The sequence below is a fragment of the uncultured Pseudomonas sp. genome (assembly GCF_913774235.1).
Lineage (GTDB): Bacteria > Pseudomonadota > Gammaproteobacteria > Pseudomonadales > Pseudomonadaceae > Chryseomonas.
On record NZ_CAJYDW010000005.1, the window covers coordinates 464,475 to 481,060 of the forward strand.

Consider the following 16,586-nt stretch of genomic DNA (forward strand, 5'->3'; position numbering starts at 1 on the left):
ATTATCTCTGTTAAAATTTTTAGTCAATAAAATATTTTATCGATGAATTTTTAGCCATCTTTCTCGCCAGGCGGAGGGCCTGGTAGGACGGGCTGACCGGTCAGGCCGGGTCGGCGCTTTGGAAGGGCGGTTGGCACTGGCGAGCATCCAGACGTCGAGGGTCGCCAGCGCAAAGGTCAGCTAGGGGTTGTCGGCTGCGTCATCTGGCCAGGTGTCGCGACCTTCGCCGATGAAGATGGGCGCGCCGACTCAGGCCTCACGGACCGCCGCTATCCGCGCCCGGAGCGACTCCGCCAACTGGTCGAACAGGGTCTGTACCGAGCGCAGCGACAGGTTGTCCGGCCGCGTCAGCAGCCAGATGTCGGTGTCGCAGCCAGCGAGCGCGGCGCTCAGGCGTTCGACGCCGGCCAGACTGCTGATCATGAAGTCGGGGAGGGCCGCTATGCCGAGCCCCGACCCCACCAGCTCGCCTACGGCGGACATGCTGCTGCAGCGATAGCGGGGCCTCAGGCTGGGATAGGCCTGTCTGAGCCAGGTGACCGAGACGTGATCGGCCAGGGAGTCGTCTGGAGCGATCCAGGGCAACTCGGTGGCTAGTTGGCCGTAGCCAGTGCGATAGCGCTCGTGGCCGCAGACGAAGTAGGAACTGCGCCCGAGGCGCCGCCCGACCAGGTGTTCGGGCGGGGCATTCGAGAGGCGGATGGCGATGTCCGCATCCCGTCGGCTCAGGCTGGCGAAGGTGTTGGAGGTGGCGACTTCCAGGGCGACCGCGGGATAACGCGGCATGAGTTCGGCGAGGCCCGGCAGGAGTAGGCTGCGCAGCACGGCGTCGGTGCAGGTCAGGCGGACCGTGCCGCTGATGACGTTTTCGCCCTGGGTGAGGGCGATGCGCGCCGCTTCCAGGGCCTGCTCGGCACGTTCGGCCTGTTCGGCGAGGGCCTTGGCACTCTGGGTCGGGGTGTACCCGCGCCGATTCTTGTCGAACAGCGCGACCTGCAGATTGGCTTCGAGCTTGCGAATGGCACGGAACACCGTGGAGACGTCGACCTGCAACTGCTCGGCGGCTCTGGCCAAGGTCCTGCCGCGCACCAGGGCGAGGATCAGCTTGAGATCGGCATGACCGATTTGATATTGCATTCGTGCATTCTTCCTTTGCCGATTCGCCGATATGGGTTGCGCTCATGCCAACTTATACTGGTCGGGCCCCTCCAGGGCAATCAGGTGGAAAGGCGGACCTCGCCAGACGGGGTCGACGCCCACAGGAACCACCACCCACAGCAACGCTGCCCGAACCGCACCAGCCGGTACAACGAAGTGGGCCAGCGTCAAGGATGCCCCTCATGAATTCGATATCCCCCCGTGTCGTCCAGCTCACCGAGGCCAACGGCTTTCTCAAGGAGCACCCCGAGATCCAGTACGTCGATCTGTTGATCACCGACATGAACGGCGTCATCCGGGGCAAGCGCGTCGAGCGGGCCAGTCTGTCCAAGGTCTACGAGCGCGGCATCAACCTGCCGGCCTCGCTGTTCGCTCTGGACATCAACGGCTCCACGGTGGAAAGCACCGGCCTGGGCCTGCACATCGGCGATGCCGACCGCACCTGCTTTCCCATCCCCGGCACCCTGAGCTACGAGCCTTGGCAGAAGCGGCCGACCGCGCAGTTGCTGATGACCATGCACGAGCAGGACGGCTCGCCGTTCTTCGCCGATCCGCGCGAGGTGCTGCGCCGGGTGGTGAAGAAGTTCGACGACCTGGGCCTGACCATCTGTGCCGCCTTCGAACTGGAGTTCTATCTGATCGACCAGGAGAACGTGAACGGCCGACCCCAGCCGCCACGCTCGCCCATCTCCGGTAAGCGACCGGTCTCCACCCAGGTCTATCTGATCGATGACCTGGACGAATACGTCGACTGCCTGCAGGACATGCTCGAAGGTGCCAAGGAGCAGGGGATACCGGCGGATGCCATCGTCAAGGAGTCCGCGCCGGCGCAATTCGAGGTCAACCTGCATCACGTCGAGGACGCCATCAAGGCCTGTGACTATGCGGTGCTGCTCAAGCGACTGATCAAGAACATCGCCTACGACCATGAGATGGATTCCACCTTCATGGCCAAGCCCTATCCCGGCCAAGCCGGCAACGGCCTGCACGTGCACATCTCGCTGCTGGACAAGCAGACCGGGCAGAACATCTTCGCTACCGACGATCCCGAGCACCATGCGCCGCTGCGTCATGCCATCGCCGGCATCCTGGAAACCCTGCCGGCGTCGATGGCCTTCCTCTGTCCGAACGTCAACTCCTACCGCCGCTTCGGCGCCCAGTTCTATGTGCCCAATGCGCCGAGCTGGGGCCTGGACAACCGCACCGTGGCGGTGCGGGTACCGACCGGCAGCAGCGAGGCGATCCGCATCGAGCACCGCGTCGCCGGGGCCGACGCCAATCCCTATCTGATGATGGCCTCGATCCTCGCCGGCATTCACCACGGCATGACCCAGCGCCTGGAACCCTGCGCGCCGGTCAGCGGCAACTCCTACGAGCAGCTCGAACAGAGTCTGCCGAACAACCTGCGCGATGCCCTGCGTGAGCTGGACGACAGCGCGGTGATGAACCAGTACATCAGCCCCGAGTACATCGACATCTTCGTCGCCTGCAAGGAAGCCGAGCTGGAGGAGTTCGAAACCACCATCTCCGACCTCGAATACAACTGGTATCTGCATACCGTCTAAGGAGCGTGATCATGACCAGGCTTACGCGACAGGACTGGGAGCAGCGTGCCCAGACGTTGACCCTCGAATCCCGTGCCTTCATCGACGGCCGCTACCAGGCCGCCCTGGGCGGTGCCACCTTCGCCGACTTGAGCCCGGTGGATGGTCGCCACCTGGCCCAGGTGGCCAGTTGCATGGCCGAGGATGCCGAGCTCGCAGTGCAGGCTGCGCGGGCGAGTTTCGCGCGAGGCGACTGGGCCCATCGGGCGCCGGCGCAACGCAAGCGGGTACTCATCGCCTTCGCCGACCTGCTAATGGCCCATGCCGAGGAACTGGCCCTGCTGGAAACCCTGGACATGGGCAAACCGATCAGCGATTCGCTGGGTATCGACGTACCGGGGGCGGCCAATGCCATCCGCTGGAGCGCGGAGGCCATCGACAAGGTCTACGACGAGGTGGCGCCGACCCCGCGCGACCAGCTCGGTCTGGTGACCCGCGAGCCGGTTGGGGTGGTCGCGGCCATCGTGCCCTGGAATTTTCCGCTGATGATGGCCTGCTGGAAGCTCGGTCCGGCGCTGGCCACCGGCAACTCGGTGATCCTCAAGCCGTCCGAGAAGTCGCCGCTGACCGCCATCCGTATCGCCGGCCTGGCGCTGGAAGCGGGCATTCCGGCGGGCGTGTTCAACGTGCTGCCCGGCTACGGCCATACCGTCGGCCAGGCGCTGGCGCTGCACCCGGACGTGGATACCCTGGTCTTCACTGGCTCCACCCGCATCGCCAAGCAGCTGTTGGTCTATGCCGGCGAGTCGAACATGAAGCGCGTCTGGCTGGAGGCGGGTGGCAAGAGTCCCAACATCGTCTTCGCCGATGCCCCGGACCTGGCGGCAGCCGCCGAGGCGGCCGCGGCGGCCATCGCCTTCAACCAGGGCGAGGTCTGTGTGGCCGGTTCGCGCCTGCTGGTCGAGCGCTCGATCAAGGAGCGTTTTCTGGCACTGGTGGTGGAGGCGCTGCGGGGCTGGGCGCCCGGCCATGCCTTGGATCCCGACACCCGCGTCGGCGCGTTGGTGGACGAGGGTCATCTGCGCACCGTGCTGGGCTTCATCGAAGCCGGCCATGCCGAGGGCGCGCGGCTGGTGAGCGGGGGCGTGCAGGCGCTGGCCGAGACCGGCGGCAGCTACGTCACCCCGACGATTTTCGAGGGAGTGGACAACGCCATGCGCATCGCCCGGGAAGAGATCTTCGGCCCGGTACTGGCGGTGATCGAGTTCGACGGTGAAGAGGAGGCCGTGCGCATCGCCAACGACACCCCCTATGGCCTGGCGGCCGCCGTCTGGACGCGCGATCTCTCCCGTGCCCATCGCGTGGCGCGGGCCCTGCGGGCCGGCAGCGTCTGGGTCAACCAGTACGATGGTGGCGACATGACCGCGCCTTTCGGCGGCTTCAAGCAGTCTGGCAATGGACGCGACAAGTCGCTCCACGCCTTCGACAAATACACCGAACTCAAGGCGACCTGGATCAAGCTCTGAGCAGGCGCGGCGGCACCGGCGCACAGGCGGGTGCCGCAAGCAGAGGATTTTCACCATGCAACAATATGTCAGCAGCTACTACGCGGCTTCGCGCAATCTCCACACCGAATACCCGGTGCTGCAGGGCAGCGTCGAGACCGACGTCTGCGTCATCGGCGCCGGCTATACCGGCCTGTCCACCGCGCTGTTCCTGCTGGAGCACGGCTTCAGCGTGACGGTGCTGGAAGCGGCGCGGGTCGGCTTCGGCGCCTCGGGGCGCAACGGCGGCCAGATCGTCAACAGCTACAGCCGCGACATCGACGTCATCGAGCGGCAACTGCCGGCCAAGCAGGCGCAGTTGCTGGGCGAGATGGCCTTCGAGGGCGGTCGCATCATCCGCGACCGCATCGCCCGCTATAACATCCAGTGCGACCTCAAGGATGGCGGTGTCTTCGCGGCCTTCACCAGCAAGCAGATGGGCCATCTGGAGGCCCAGCAACGGCTCTGGGAGCGCTACGGCCATACCCAGCTGCAATTGCTCGACGAGCACGGCATCCGTGAGGTGGTGGGTACCGAGCGGTACATCGGTGGCCTGCTGGACAGGAGCGGCGGGCACTTCCACTCGCTCAACCTGGCCCTGGGCGAGGCGGCGGCGGTCGCCTCCCTCGGCGGCAAGATCCACGAGCAGAGCGCGGCGATCCGGATCGAGCGCGGGGCGCATCCCGTGGTGCATACGGCCAATGGCCAGGTGAAGGCGCGCTTCGTCGTGGTCGCCGGCAACGCCTACCTGGGTGGCCTGGTGCCGGAACTGGCGGCCAAGTCCATGCCCTGCGGCAGCCAGGTGCTCGCTACCGAGCCGCTGTCGGAGGAGCTGGCACGCAGCCTGTTGCCCCAGGACTACTGCGTGGAGGACTGCAACTACCTGCTCGACTACTTCCGCCTCAGCGCCGATCGGCGGCTGATCTACGGTGGTGGCGTGGTCTATGGCGCCCGGGATCCGGCGGACATCGAAGCCATCATCCGGCCGAAGATGCTGCAGACCTTCCCGCAGCTCAAGGACGTGAAGATCGATTTCTCCTGGACCGGCAACTTCCTGTTGACCCTGTCGCGCCTGCCGCAGGTCGGTCGCCTGGGCGACAACATCTACTATTCCCAGGGCTGTAGCGGCCACGGCATCACCTACACCCATCTGGCGGGCAAGGTGCTGGCCGAAGCCCTGCGTGGCCAGGCCGAGCGCTTCGATGCCTTCGCCAGCCTGCCGCACTACCCCTTCCCGGGCGGGCAGTTGCTGCGCGTGCCCCTCACCGCGCTCGGCGCGACCTACTACCAGCTGCGTGATCGCCTGGGTATCTGACCGCGTCCGCCTGCCGCGGGCGGGCCGACCTTCTGGAGAAAGACCATGTCCCGTATGCCCCTGATCGGCGTGACGGCGTGCCGCCAACTGCTCGGCAAATACGATTCCCATACCGTCGGCGACAAGTACGTCGAAGCGGCCGGCCATGCCGGGCTGCCGGTGATGCTGCCGGCGCGCAGCGTGCCGAGCGATCCGCTGGCGTTGCTGGAGCACCTGGACGGCCTGCTGTTCACCGGCTCGCCGTCCAATGTCGAGCCCCGGCACTACCAGGGGCCGGCGAGTCTCGCCGGTACCCAGCACGATGTCTCCCGGGATGCCTACACCCTGCCGCTGCTGCGCCTGGCCATCGACCGGGGCGTGCCGGTGTTCTGCATCTGCCGCGGCTTCCAGGAGCTGAACGTGGCCCTGGGCGGCAGCCTGCACCAGCGCGTGCAGGAGCTGCCCGGGCATGACGATCACCGCGAGCCCCAGAGCGAGCTGTTGGCCGAGCAGTACGCGCCCACGCATCCGGTCGCGGTGCCGCCGGGCGGCGTATTCGAGCGTCTTGGCTTGCCGGCGAGCTTCCAGGTGAATTCCCTGCACAGCCAGGGCATAGCTCGCCTGGCCAGCGGGTTGCGCATCGAGGCCGTGGCGCCGGATGGCCTGGTGGAGGGCGTCTCGCTCCCAGATGCGCCCGGTTTCGTCGTCGGTGTGCAATGGCATCCCGAGTGGAATTTCCGTGAGAACCCCGAATCCCTGGCGCTGTTGAGCGCCTTCCGGGATGCCTGCCAGCGTTACGCCGCGGCGCGCTAGGCACCGCGCGGCACGCTCGATAACTATTCCAACAAAAGGGCAGAGACCCAGGACCGAACAGCGCAAGGGTACGCCGGCCGGCGGCTCGGACACCGCCGGGCTGCAAGCCCTGGCCGATCCGTCCGCCAAGGGCCTGGCCGCCGGCTCCCGCGGGGCTGAATGGGGCGAGCTGGGTAAGGTCAGTGACCCATAATCGCTGAAGCTCTTGCCCGGGTGCCGGCGGGAAAGCCGTGGCGCCGGGCGCAGCTGGCGATGGCCAGAGCGCTCAGGGATAAGGCCACCACCGCCCAGCTCAGCGCCTGGGGGCCGATGCCGTCCAGCAGCAGGCCGCCGAGGATGCCGCCCCCAGCGATGGCGCTGTTCCAGGTCACCACGTTCATCGCCAGGGCCGCATCGGCGCCGCTACCCGCGGTATCCGCCAGGGCGGTCTGCAGCAGGGTGGCCGCGCCGCCGAACGTCAGCCCCCAGCCGAAGACGCCCAGGTACTGCAGCAGCGCCGAGTCACGGTTGAGTCCCAGCAGCAGCGCGATCGCGACGAAGCCGGCAAGACTCACCAGCACGGCCCGCCGCAGGCTGTGGTCGACGATCCGCCCGGTGATCCAGATTCCCAGTAACGAGGCCGCCCCGAAGGTCAGCAGTACCCGGTCGACCTGATCGCCCAGCCCGGCCTGGGCGACGAAGGGGGCGATGTAGGTGTAGAGCAGGTTGTGGGCCAGCATCCAGGTAAAGACCACGCCGAGGATGGCGCGAATGCCGGGTGTGGCGAACACCTGGCGCAGCGGCAGGCGCTGGCCCTCGGCCTGCCCTGGATAGTCGGGCACCTTGGCCAGGACCCAGACGATCAGGCCCAGGGTGAGGGCGGACATGCAGGCGAAGGCCAGCCGCCAGCCCAGCAGCCCACCCAGCCAGGTCCCCAGGGGCACGCCCAGTGACAGGGCGACCGGCGTACCGAGCATGGCGATGGCCATCGCCCGCCCTTGCAGGCGCGGCACTACCAGGCGCCGGGCATAGCCGGCCAGCAGACTCCAGGCGAGGCCTGCCGCGGCTCCGGCGGCGAAGCGGGCGACCAGGGTCAGCGGATAGCTGGAGGAGAGCGCGGTGAGGGTGTTGAACAGCAGAAAGCCCAGGATCGTCGCCAACAGCACCCGGCGTCGCCGCCAGCGCGCCGTCGCCAGGGTAAGGGGGATGGCAGCAGTCAGCGAGCCGGCGGCATAGGCCGTCACCGTCTGCCCGGCGAGGGAATTGGAGACCTGGAGCCCCTGGGCGATCTCGGGGAGCAGGCCGGCGGGCAGGGTCTCGGTCATGATGCAGATGAAACCGGTCATCGCCAGCGCCAGCAGCGCGGCTATTGGCAGGCGTTCAGGATTGGGGGTCGCGGTCACGGCTAGGCTCCTTAGATATGTATCGATCGGTATATATCTAAGCAGCAGGTCTCCCGGCTGGTCAATTAATTCTGTATCGACTAGTATAAAAATCGTGTCTGACGAGGAGTACGGCTGTGGCTCAGATGGGGCGTCCGCGGTCCTTCGACCGCACCCAGGCAATCGATGACGCGATGCTGCTGTTCTGGCGCTATGGCTATGAGGCGACCTCCCTGAGTCGGCTCAAGGCGGCGATCGGCGGCGGCATCACCGCGCCCAGCTTCTATGCGGCCTTCGGTTCGAAGGAGGCGCTGTTCAAGGAAGTGGTCGCCCGTTACATGGAGACCCATGGCCGGGTGAACGATCCGCTGTTCGACGAGACCCTGGCCCCGCGGGAGGCGATCGCCTCGGCCCTCGGGCGTTCCGCGCGGATGCAGTGCGATGAGCGCCTGCCCAAGGGCTGCCTGGTGGCGCTCGGCACCCTGGGCTCCTATGCGGATGAAGACTCCAGCATTCCGCTCCCCCTGCGCGAGGCCCGTGCTCGGATCCGCGCCGGCCTGCTGGCCTGCGTCAGGCGCGGTATCGACCGCGGCGATCTCGCGGCAGGCACCGATGCGCCTGTCCTGGCGACGCTGTTCGAAGGCTTGCTGCTGGGCATTTCACCCATGGCAAGAGATGGCGTGGCGTTGCCTGTGATCGAGGGCGCCATCGGCCTGGCGATGACGCTCTGGGATAGTCAGCGGCCGCCTGCGCAAGGTATCGCCTGAGCCGGATTTCTGCGCCTTGGCGCAGGGCGGGGCGTCAAGGCGCCTGTCGCTCTCCCCTGAGCGCGGCAGGCGAGGGGTCTGCCAGGGCTATGCGGTCGATGACGTCCTGATAGGGGACGAGGTCGAGAAAGGCCTCGACCTGGGTCGCACGTTCCCCGTCCATCTTGAAGATCCAGACGTATTCGTTGCGATAGGGCGCGCCATCGCCCGCGGTGGCCGTGCCCTTCCAGCGCACCACGACCTGGTCTCCCCGCGCCCAGATGCCCTGGACCCGGGGCACGATGGGCGTGGCCAGGCGCTGCGCGAAGGGGCGCACGGCGCGCTCCAGGAAGTCTTCGCGGCCATGGTAGATGCCCGCTGCCGGACCACTGCCCTGAATGGTCCAGACCACCCTGGGCGAGAGCAGGTCGTCGAACAGACTGCCGCGACCCGCGCTCCAATTGGCGAAAGCCCGTTCGACCAGGCGTTGGTTGCGTTCAGCGGTGGATTCGGCGGCTGCGGCGCCGCTCCAGGGAGCACTCAGGAATGCGAGCGACAGCAGCGCGCTCCCGGTCAGACGTTTGGCTGGATTCATGGCAGTACGCTCGTGCAGGACGGAATGAGGTGGACGGCGGCGCCGGCAAAGGGTACCCGCCTGGAACCCACCTTAGGCCGCTGGCGGCGTCCGCATAACCGACCCGCAGCTGGACACTCCGGTTAGCGCGCCTTGACGCCAGAGGTCACCATCCGATTCCGGCCGCTGGGTGAAGCCCGGCGGCCGGCGTCCAAGCGGTCTTCCCTCAACCCACCAGCGGCGGCGTCCGCGGCGGTATCTGGCGCTTGGAACCGGTCGCCTCGTAGGCGGCGGCCAGGCGGAGCAGGTTGGCGTCGTCATAGGCGCGACCGGCGAAGGTCAGCCCCACTGGCATGCCGATGTCGGCCATCACGCCCATGGGCACGGTCACGGTCGGCACGCCCAGGTGGCGGATGGCGAGGTTGCCATTGGCGACCCAGACGCCGTTGCTCCAGGCGATGTCGGCCGAGGCGGGGTTGATGTCGGCATCGGCGGGGGCCACGTCGGCCACGGTGGGGAAGAGCACGGCGTCCAGGCCCAGGGCCTGCAGCCAGTCTTCCAGGTCGAGCTTGCGCGTGAGCTCCAGGCCGCGCAGGCCGTCGGGGAGGGTGGTGATCTGCTCCAGGGTCTTGAGTCCCCGCTCGGCCATGCGCACGTATTCGGCCATGCCGGCGGCCAGGTCGCCTTCCCGATTGGGCAGGGTGCCGGGCTCGTGGGGGAAGATCAGCTCGCCTTCGACGTCGACCAGGCGGTTGAGCTTGGGATCGTTGTTGTCACGCAGGAAGGTGTCGAAGCCCCAGGCGGACAGGTCCCAGAGTTCGTCGTGGAGAAACTCCTTGGAGACGATGCCGCGGTTGAACACCGTGGGCGCGCCGGGGCGGTCGCCTTCGCAATTGGAAACCAGCGGAAAGTCCACCTCGATCACCGTGGCTCCTGCGGCTTCCAGGGCCGCGCGGGCCTGTTCCCAGAGGGCGATCACCGAGTCGCGGGTCTGGATGCGCTGGCCGGTGGGGCCGCCGATGCCGGGATTCTCGCTGGTGCCGGCGTCCGGGTCCTGGTTGATGAACATGCGCGGCACGCCCAGGCGCTTGCCGGCCAGGGCATTGGGACCGGTGGCGAGGGCCGGGTAGGACGCCGGGCGTACCGCCGAGGCCAGCGGCAGCGGCACCCAGGGCTGCAGGCGCCAGAGGTCGCCGGAGGTATCGGGATCGTCCGCTACCACCACATCCAGCACTTCCAGCAGATCGGCCATGGTGCGGGCATAGGGCACCACCACGTCCATGGTCGGCGTCAGTGGCCAGTTGCCGCGCACCGAGATGATTCCGCGCGAGGGGGTGTAGGCGCACAGCCCGTTGTTGGACGCCGGGCCGCGGCCGCTGGACCAGGTTTCCTCGGCCAGGCCGAAGGCGGCGAAGCTGGCCGCGGTGGCGGTGCCGGCGCCGTTGGAGGAGCCGGAGGCGAAGGGCGCGGTCAGGTAACCCGCGTTGTAGGGGCTTTCCGCACGGCCATAGACGCCGCGCTGCATGCCGCCGTTGGCCATGGGCGGCATGTTGGTCTTGCCCAGGCAGATGGCGCCGGCGGCGCGCAGGCGCTCGATGGTGAAGGCGTCGCGCTGGGCGACCAAGTTCCTGAAGGCCGGGCTGCCGGAGGCGGCGGTAAGGCCCTTGACCAGGTAGCTGTCCTTGGCGGTGTAGGGGATGCCGTCCAGCGGTCCCAGGGTCTCGCCACGGGCGCGCCGACGATCGGACTCGGCGGCTTCGGCCAGGGCCTCGGGATTGCGCACCACCACGGCATTGAGCGCGGTGGCGCTGGTGGGCGGATCGTAGGCATCGATCCGGGCCAGGTAGGCCTCGACCAGCGCTACCGCAGTGGTCTGGCCGGTTTCGAGTGCGCGACGCAACTCGGCGATGGAGCGTTCGGTAACTTCGATCATGATGGGGGCGCCATTGAGGATTTCGCTAGGCGAGGGAGGCTGCTGCCAGCTGTCTCGGAAGAAAAAAAGCACCGGCGCAGTGTACACCCGAAGCCGGCCGGCTTTTGATTGCGCCCACGCATTGAGGTCTTGCCGGGCCGCTCATGTGGGGCGACCGGGCGGGCTCTATCATGGCCCCGATTGCCGGTGCCTGGCCGCTGTCTGCCCTTGGAGTTTATGATGTCGAAACGCCTGTATAACGAGCGAACGATCCTGCGCGGTTCCATCGGCGCCACGGTCCTGGTCGCCGTGGTGGGCGTCGTCTTCGGCGTGCATTTCGGCTCCTATGCCATCGTCTTCGATGGTTTCTATTCGCTGATCGATGCGCTCATGAGTGGCCTGGCCCTGCTGGTCGCCACGCTCATTCACCGGCACGGCCAGGAGCTGGAAAAGGACCGCAAACTCGCCGAGCGCTTCAACATGGGCTTCTGGCACCTGGAGCCGATGGTGCTGGCCTTGAACGGCAGCGTACTGTGCATAGTCGCCTGTTATGCGCTGGTCAATTCGCTCATCAGCCTGCTGAGCGGCGGCAAGGAGCTGGAATTCGGCGCGGCCTTGCTCTATGCCCTAGTGGCGGCGCTGGTCTGCTATGGGGTGGCCGCCATGGAGCTGCGCCTGAACCGGCGCATCCAGTCCGATTTCCTCAGGCTGGACATCAAGAGCTGGATCATGTCGGGGAGCATCTCCGCGGCTCTGGTGCTGGCATTTCTGGTCGGCGCCCTGGCGCAGGGCACTGCCTATGCCTGGATCACCCCCTACATCGACCCGCTGGCGCTGTCGATCATCTGCGTGCTGATCATTCCCGTACCGCTCAAGACCGTCTGGCAGGCGTTCGCGGAAATCCTCATGGTGACCCCGCCGCAGCTCAAGCAGCAGGTCGACGCGGTGGCCCGCGGGATGGTCGCGCGCTTCGGTTTTCTCGACTATCGCGCCTATGTGGCCAAGGTCGGACGGGCGCGGCAGATCGAGCTCTACTTCATCGTACCCCTGGGCTGGCCAGCCAAGACCCTGGACGAATGGGACGCCATCCGCGACCAGATCGGCGAGGCCATCGGCGGCGAGGGGCCGGATCGCTGGCTGACCATCGCCTTCACCACCGATCCGGCCTGGTCGCGCTAGCGCTGCGCTACTGGCGGGCCGTACAGAGGCGTTCGACGTCCGCGGCGAGTTGCTGGAGGATGGCGCGATCTTCGGCCTGGCCGAGGGTGGCCTCGGCGCGGGCCAGTGCCAGCCGGGAGTGGCGCTGGCACTCGCGCTTGATCCGCGCATCGCCTTGCACCGCCAGGCGCGCCAGGGCCTTTTGCAGGCGCATGCCCACTTCCACCAGGGGCGCGGCGTCGCGGCCCACCGGTAGGAAGAAGTCGTCGAACAGATCGTCCAGCGATAACGCCGGCACCTCGATCCGCGGATAGCGCGGCTCGATCGCTTCCCGCGGCCCGGTGAGCGTCGTCAGCAGCCGTTGCGCACGACCGAGGATGGCGATGGCGGTGCCCGAGTCGCTGCGCGAGGGCACCAACGCCCCGGTGGCGATCTCGCCCAGCACCGTGAGGCCGAAACGCGGATCCTGGTCGTGCAGGCGGCGCACGTCCAGGGTGAAGGCGGCGCGCAGGCGCTCGTCCTTGTCCGGCGGCAGACCCTCGACCCAGAGCAGCGGCTGCGCCGGATCGAGAAAGGCGCCGGGCAAGGCGGCCAGGCGCAGGCGACCCTGGTCGCCGCAGAGATCCGCCAACAGCGGCATGTCCACCCGCTGCAGATAGCCGGTGCGGTCGGCCATCACCGGGCGACCGCTGGCGGGCTCATCGACGGGCGCCGCCACCCCGCCCAGGTAGGGCTGGGCCAGCCAGCATTGCAGGCTGTGCCGGGCGGCATCCTCGATACTGTCGCTGGTGGCATCGAGCTGGCCGAGACGCGAGAGGTGGTCGATCCAGCGCAACAGGGTGAAGACGATCAGCAGGATCACCACCAGGGTGACGGCGAAGAGCACCACCCGGCCGTTGTCGCCGTAGAGGCCGGTGCTCAGGGCGATGATGCCGACCAGGCTGAACAGGAAGGAGCCGAGAAAGGTGGCCAGGGCGTTCTGGGTGGTGCTGTCTTCCAGCAGCAGCGGATAGGCCCGCGGCGTCACGCTGCTGGCAGCGGCGTTGTAGGCCGTCACCATGGTGCTGAGGGAGAAGGTGGTCACCGCCAGCATGCTGCTGGCGATGATGGTGAGGATCTTGTCCACGGCGTCGGCGCCGACCTTGGCCGGCAGGGTCGCCGGGATGTGGTCGCGTAGGAGCAGGGCGAGGAGGGCGGTCGCCACCCCGGCGACCGAGAACAGGGTGGCGCGGAACCACAGGCGTCGCTGCAGTCCGCGCAGGACCCAGCCCAGACGGGCCAGCACCGGGCGTCAGCCCATCGCCGGCGGCACGGGCGTGGCGCTCAGCTGGGCGAGGCGCTGGTCGGCTTGCTGCTGGAGCTTGTCGCGCATCTGCCGGGCGGCTTCGCGGGCATCGCCGGATTTCAGGCCGTTGCGATCGGCATCCACGGTGGTGAGTACCGCGCCCAAGGCGCCATGCACCAGGCGGCCGCCGGCCAGGGTGTCGCTGCGCAGAGGCTCGACGGTGAGCGGGGAGGCCGTGACGGCCAGGTCCAGGGCTTCCAGACAGAGCTGGGCTGTGGCGATGGGGATCTGCACGGCATTGGCCGCGGCCAGATTGAGCGCCTGCTGGCGGCGTTCGCCCTCGGCGCTGGCACCGCTGGCCTGGCGATCGGCTTCCAGGTAGTTGGCGAAGGCCTGCACATCGGCATCGGCACAGGTGCTAAGGGCTTCCTGCAGACGCTCGCCGACGGTGATCAGGTCGGCGTGGCGGGTCACCGGTTGGCGCTGCTGGCTGAGCTTGAGGCCCTTGAGGATCAGGGCGACACCCAGGCAAGCCGCCACCGTGGCCGCCGCGCCGCTGCCCGGGGTCGGCAGGGTGGAGCCGGTGCCGTCGCGGAACTGGGCGAGGGTCTGCTGCCAGAGAGTAGAGGTTTCGTTCATGCCAACCGCCTGCAAGCTAAAGGGAAGGGGATTCGGTCACGACCGACCGCTGTTTGGATCGTACGAAACGGCCGAGGTTCGCACGCTAAGTGCACTAAGCGACAGGGTTTACCGAGGCTTTACTTCGATTCTTGTCGTACCTCTGCGAAGGTTTCGGTTAAGTTACAGGGAGTCCTGCGTGGAGCCCGCCGTCCTTGCCTAGGTCGCTCACGACACCCGGCTGATCTTCTGCTGTCTGGCCGCCATCCTGGCCATCGTGGTGCTGGACACTGTTCGGTTAGGGCAGCGGCCTGCCGCGGGAGCGGGTTGGCGGGGTGCTGCGCAAGAGCCTGGCGCCCATCGCCGTGCTGCTGCTCACCATCGGTGCCGGCGGCGGCCTCAAGCAGACGCTGAGGGTCTGGTCGGTGCTGCAACGCTGGCGTCCGCCACCGGTCTCGCGGGTACGTTATTGTTGTCGCTCTGACTCTGACCGAGGACCGCCGATGGACGCCGCACCCGCCACTATCCGTCCCCGCCGTCGTGATCTCTTCCTGGGCTTCTTCGGCCTGGGCATCACGGCCTTCGGCGGGGTGTTGCCGCTGGCGCGACGCTACCTGGTAGAGAAGCGCCGCTGGCTGTCGGCGGAGGAGTTCACCGAGCTGCTCGGCCTCTGCCAGTTCCTGCCCGGCGGCAACATCATCAACCTCTCGGTGGCGGTGGGCATGAGATTCGCCGGTTGGCGGGGCGCCCTGGCCGCCGCGGCCGGCCTGCTGATCGGCCCGACGCTGGTGGTGGTAGGACTGGGCGTGCTGTACGACCGCTTTCATGATCATCCGGTGGTGGGCCGCGCCTTCGCCGGTCTCGCGGCCGCCGCGGCCGGCCTGCTGGTGGCCATGGCGATCAAGCTCCTGAAGCCGTTGCGGGGGCGCTGGCTGGCCCTGGGCGTCGCCGCGCTGGCCTTCGTCGCTCTGGCACTGCTCAAGCTGCCGCTGCTCTGGACCATGCTGGTGCTCACCCCGCTCAGCGTGCTGCTCAGCTATCGGCAGGGCCTATGAGCGCGACCCTGTTGGCCCTGGCGCTGATCTTCACCCAGCTGTCGCTGCTGGCCTTCGGCGGTGGTAATTCGGTACTGCCAGAGATGCAGCGCCAGGTGGTGACGGTGCACGGCTGGATGAGCGCCGCCGACTTCGCCGCGCTGTTCGCCCTGGCCCAGGCGGCGCCCGGTCCCAATTTGATGATAGTGCCGCTGATCGGCTGGCACGTGGCCGGCTGGCCCGGCCTGCTGGTCACCTCCCTGGCCAAGTTCGTGCCGTCCTCGCTGCTGACCCTCGGCGTCTTGCACCTCTGGCAGCGCTTCGCCGACCGCCCCTGGCGGCGCCATCTGCAGGCCGGCCTGGTGCCTGTCACCGTGGGCCTGGTGGCGGCCAGCGCCTGGCTGGTGGGCAGCGGCGTGGCTACGGCGCCGCTGTGGGTGCTGGTGCTGATCGCCGCGACGCTGGGCTCGCTGTTTACCCGCTGGCATCCGCTGTGGCTGCTGGCGGGGGGTGCCCTGGTCGGGGTGCTGTTCGGGCCCTAGTCCGGTTTGGCGGAGGGCGGCGCCAGCGCCACTACCAGCGCATCGCGAAAGGCTTCCACCGCCGGCGGCAATTCGCGGCCGGCCATGCTCTGCAACTCGATGCGCCGCGCCGCCATGCCTTCGTCCAATAGCGGCAAAGCCACCAGTTGGCCTTGGTGCAGGCGACTGCGCAGGCTGAGTTCGCTGGACAGGGTGACGCCGCCGCCCAGCGCCGCGAAACGATAGAGCGCCTGCATATTGTTGCTGGTCAGCACCGGCTCGAAGGACAGCCCCTGGACGCCGCAACAGATATCGAACAGCTGGCGCACCGTGGTATCCGGCATGGAGACCGCCAGGGGATGGCCCTGGAGATCGGCCAGGCGCAGGCCGCTTCGGCTGGCCAGAGGATGGGCAGGATGCATCACCGCCGCGATGGCGCCACTGAGGATGGCCTCGACGCGGATGTCCGGCTCGGGCCTGAGGCTGAAGGTCAGACCCAGGTCGGCCTCGCCCTCCTGCACGCGGCGGGTCGCCACGGCAGGGGAGCAGACCTCCAGGGAAAAGTGGATGCCGGCATAGCCCTGGCGAAAGGCGGCGATTACCTCCGGCAGGAAGTCCAGGGAAAAGCCTTCGGTGGTCGCCAGGCGCACCTGGCCACGATGCAGGTCGGCCAGGCCGCTCAGCTCGGCGGCCAGTTGCTCGCTGGCCAATTGCGCCTTGCGCGCATGCACGGCCAGGCGTTCGCCAGCGGCGCTGGGCACCACGCCGCGGGCCCGGCGCTCCAGCAGTGGCGTCTCCAGTTCGCGTTCCAGCTTGGCGATCTGGCGACTCACGGCACTGGCCGCGACGTTGAGCCGTTGGGAGGCTTCGCTGATGGAGCCGCAGCGCACCACTTCGAGGAAATAGCGCAGGGCGGTGGACTGAATCCCGTGCAGATGCATGGCGTCTCCTTTGCCGAAAAGGCATGGCTTGCATCTAAATATTCTGCTTGTGGCATGGGATGGCAAGACCTAGAGTCGGGTCA

15 protein-coding genes are annotated in these 16,586 nt (G+C 67.7%); 8 read left to right on the plus strand and 7 right to left on the minus strand.

The genetic code is table 11. From position 1 onward, the window contains the following. Positions 1-249: 249 nt before the first annotated feature. Positions 250-1,137: a LysR family transcriptional regulator gene (locus QZ471_RS04540; RefSeq protein ID WP_295461243.1), complete on the minus strand. Its 888-nt coding sequence runs from the start codon at positions 1,135-1,137 to the stop codon at positions 250-252. 203 nt (positions 1,138-1,340) lie between these two features. On the opposite strand from QZ471_RS04540, the gene QZ471_RS04545 reads away from it, so the two are divergent. Genes QZ471_RS04545 through QZ471_RS04560 form a run of 4 tightly spaced genes read left to right on the plus strand, consistent with a single transcriptional unit; the run spans position 1,341 to position 6,353 of the window. Further along, positions 1,341-2,723, plus strand: coding sequence for a glutamine synthetase family protein (locus QZ471_RS04545; RefSeq protein WP_295461245.1), 1,383 nt, complete (start codon positions 1,341-1,343; stop codon positions 2,721-2,723). 11 nt (positions 2,724-2,734) lie between these two features. After that, positions 2,735-4,228, plus strand: a complete 1,494-nt coding sequence (locus QZ471_RS04550; RefSeq protein ID WP_295461246.1) for an aldehyde dehydrogenase — start codon at positions 2,735-2,737, stop codon at positions 4,226-4,228. A 55-nt stretch (positions 4,229-4,283) separates the two neighbouring features. Further along, the gene (locus QZ471_RS04555) at positions 4,284-5,561 is read left to right on the plus strand and encodes an FAD-binding oxidoreductase (protein ID WP_295461248.1); all 1,278 of its coding nucleotides are present in this window, start codon (positions 4,284-4,286) and stop codon (positions 5,559-5,561) included. Positions 5,562-5,606: 45 nt separating this feature from the next. Continuing rightward, a complete protein-coding gene (locus tag QZ471_RS04560; RefSeq protein WP_295461250.1) occupies positions 5,607-6,353 on the plus strand; it encodes a gamma-glutamyl-gamma-aminobutyrate hydrolase family protein in 747 nt (248 codons plus the stop codon). A 179-nt stretch (positions 6,354-6,532) separates the two neighbouring features. Here QZ471_RS04560 and QZ471_RS04565 read toward each other — a convergent pair whose 3' ends face one another. Further along, positions 6,533-7,678 carry an MFS transporter gene (locus tag QZ471_RS04565; protein ID WP_295461466.1) on the minus strand — a complete coding sequence of 382 codons (1,146 nt, stop codon included), beginning with the start codon at positions 7,676-7,678 and terminating at the stop codon, positions 6,533-6,535. Positions 7,679-7,851: 173 nt separating this feature from the next. Here QZ471_RS04565 and QZ471_RS04570 point away from each other — a divergent pair, with 173 nt between their 5' ends. After that, positions 7,852-8,481 carry a TetR/AcrR family transcriptional regulator gene (locus QZ471_RS04570; protein ID WP_295461251.1) on the plus strand — a complete coding sequence of 210 codons (630 nt, stop codon included), beginning with the start codon at positions 7,852-7,854 and terminating at the stop codon, positions 8,479-8,481. 34 nt (positions 8,482-8,515) lie between these two features. Here QZ471_RS04570 and QZ471_RS04575 read toward each other — a convergent pair whose 3' ends face one another. Beyond that, complete coding sequence (locus QZ471_RS04575; protein ID WP_295461253.1) at positions 8,516-9,055, minus strand: nuclear transport factor 2 family protein; 540 nt, start codon at positions 9,053-9,055, stop codon at positions 8,516-8,518. A 205-nt stretch (positions 9,056-9,260) separates the two neighbouring features. Further along, positions 9,261-10,967, minus strand: a complete 1,707-nt coding sequence (locus QZ471_RS04580; RefSeq protein WP_295461254.1) for an amidase — start codon at positions 10,965-10,967, stop codon at positions 9,261-9,263. Positions 10,968-11,186: 219 nt separating this feature from the next. Here QZ471_RS04580 and QZ471_RS04585 point away from each other — a divergent pair, with 219 nt between their 5' ends. Then, the gene (locus QZ471_RS04585) at positions 11,187-12,125 is read left to right on the plus strand and encodes a cation transporter (RefSeq protein WP_295461256.1); all 939 of its coding nucleotides are present in this window, start codon (positions 11,187-11,189) and stop codon (positions 12,123-12,125) included. Between the two features lie 7 nt (positions 12,126-12,132). Here the strand turns inward: QZ471_RS04585 and QZ471_RS04590 are convergent, their stop codons facing one another. After that, complete coding sequence (locus tag QZ471_RS04590; protein ID WP_295461258.1) at positions 12,133-13,389, minus strand: DUF2254 domain-containing protein; 1,257 nt, start codon at positions 13,387-13,389, stop codon at positions 12,133-12,135. 6 nt (positions 13,390-13,395) lie between these two features. Continuing rightward, positions 13,396-14,028, minus strand: coding sequence for a cyclodeaminase/cyclohydrolase family protein (locus QZ471_RS04595; protein WP_295461259.1), 633 nt, complete (start codon positions 14,026-14,028; stop codon positions 13,396-13,398). Between the two features lie 314 nt (positions 14,029-14,342). Here QZ471_RS04595 and QZ471_RS04600 point away from each other — a divergent pair, with 314 nt between their 5' ends. Then, on the plus strand, positions 14,343-15,062 hold the full coding sequence (locus QZ471_RS04600; protein ID WP_295461260.1) for a chromate transporter: 720 nt from the start codon (positions 14,343-14,345) through the stop codon (positions 15,060-15,062). Then, entirely contained in the window at positions 15,059-15,583 is a 525-nt protein-coding gene (locus QZ471_RS04605; RefSeq protein ID WP_295461262.1) for a chromate transporter, read from the plus strand. The genes QZ471_RS04600 and QZ471_RS04605 overlap by 4 nt, the downstream gene beginning before the upstream one ends. Here QZ471_RS04605 and QZ471_RS04610 read toward each other — a convergent pair. Beyond that, positions 15,580-16,503 (minus strand): LysR family transcriptional regulator, encoded by a 924-nt coding sequence (locus tag QZ471_RS04610; RefSeq protein WP_295461263.1) that lies wholly within the window; start codon positions 16,501-16,503, stop codon positions 15,580-15,582. The genes QZ471_RS04605 and QZ471_RS04610 overlap by 4 nt on opposite strands. Positions 16,504-16,586: the final 83 nt, after the last annotated feature.

Excerpts from the sequence above, each read along its gene's own strand:
- QZ471_RS04540 (WP_295461243.1), bottom strand. The coding sequence starts at position 1,137 with ATGCAATATCAAATCGGTCATGCCGATCTCAAGCTGATCCTCGCCCTG.
- QZ471_RS04545 (WP_295461245.1), top strand. The coding sequence starts at position 1,341 with ATGAATTCGATATCCCCCCGTGTCGTCCAGCTCACCGAGGCCAACGGC.
- QZ471_RS04550 (WP_295461246.1), top strand. The coding sequence starts at position 2,735 with ATGACCAGGCTTACGCGACAGGACTGGGAGCAGCGTGCCCAGACGTTG.
- QZ471_RS04555 (WP_295461248.1), top strand. The coding sequence starts at position 4,284 with ATGCAACAATATGTCAGCAGCTACTACGCGGCTTCGCGCAATCTCCAC.
- QZ471_RS04560 (WP_295461250.1), top strand. The coding sequence starts at position 5,607 with ATGTCCCGTATGCCCCTGATCGGCGTGACGGCGTGCCGCCAACTGCTC.
- QZ471_RS04565 (WP_295461466.1), bottom strand. The coding sequence starts at position 7,678 with ATGACCGGTTTCATCTGCATCATGACCGAGACCCTGCCCGCCGGCCTG.
- QZ471_RS04575 (WP_295461253.1), bottom strand. The coding sequence starts at position 9,055 with ATGAATCCAGCCAAACGTCTGACCGGGAGCGCGCTGCTGTCGCTCGCA.
- QZ471_RS04580 (WP_295461254.1), bottom strand. The coding sequence starts at position 10,967 with ATGATCGAAGTTACCGAACGCTCCATCGCCGAGTTGCGTCGCGCACTC.
- QZ471_RS04585 (WP_295461256.1), top strand. The coding sequence starts at position 11,187 with ATGTCGAAACGCCTGTATAACGAGCGAACGATCCTGCGCGGTTCCATC.
- QZ471_RS04595 (WP_295461259.1), bottom strand. The coding sequence starts at position 14,028 with ATGAACGAAACCTCTACTCTCTGGCAGCAGACCCTCGCCCAGTTCCGC.
- QZ471_RS04605 (WP_295461262.1), top strand. The coding sequence starts at position 15,059 with ATGAGCGCGACCCTGTTGGCCCTGGCGCTGATCTTCACCCAGCTGTCG.
- QZ471_RS04610 (WP_295461263.1), bottom strand. The coding sequence starts at position 16,503 with ATGCATCTGCACGGGATTCAGTCCACCGCCCTGCGCTATTTCCTCGAA.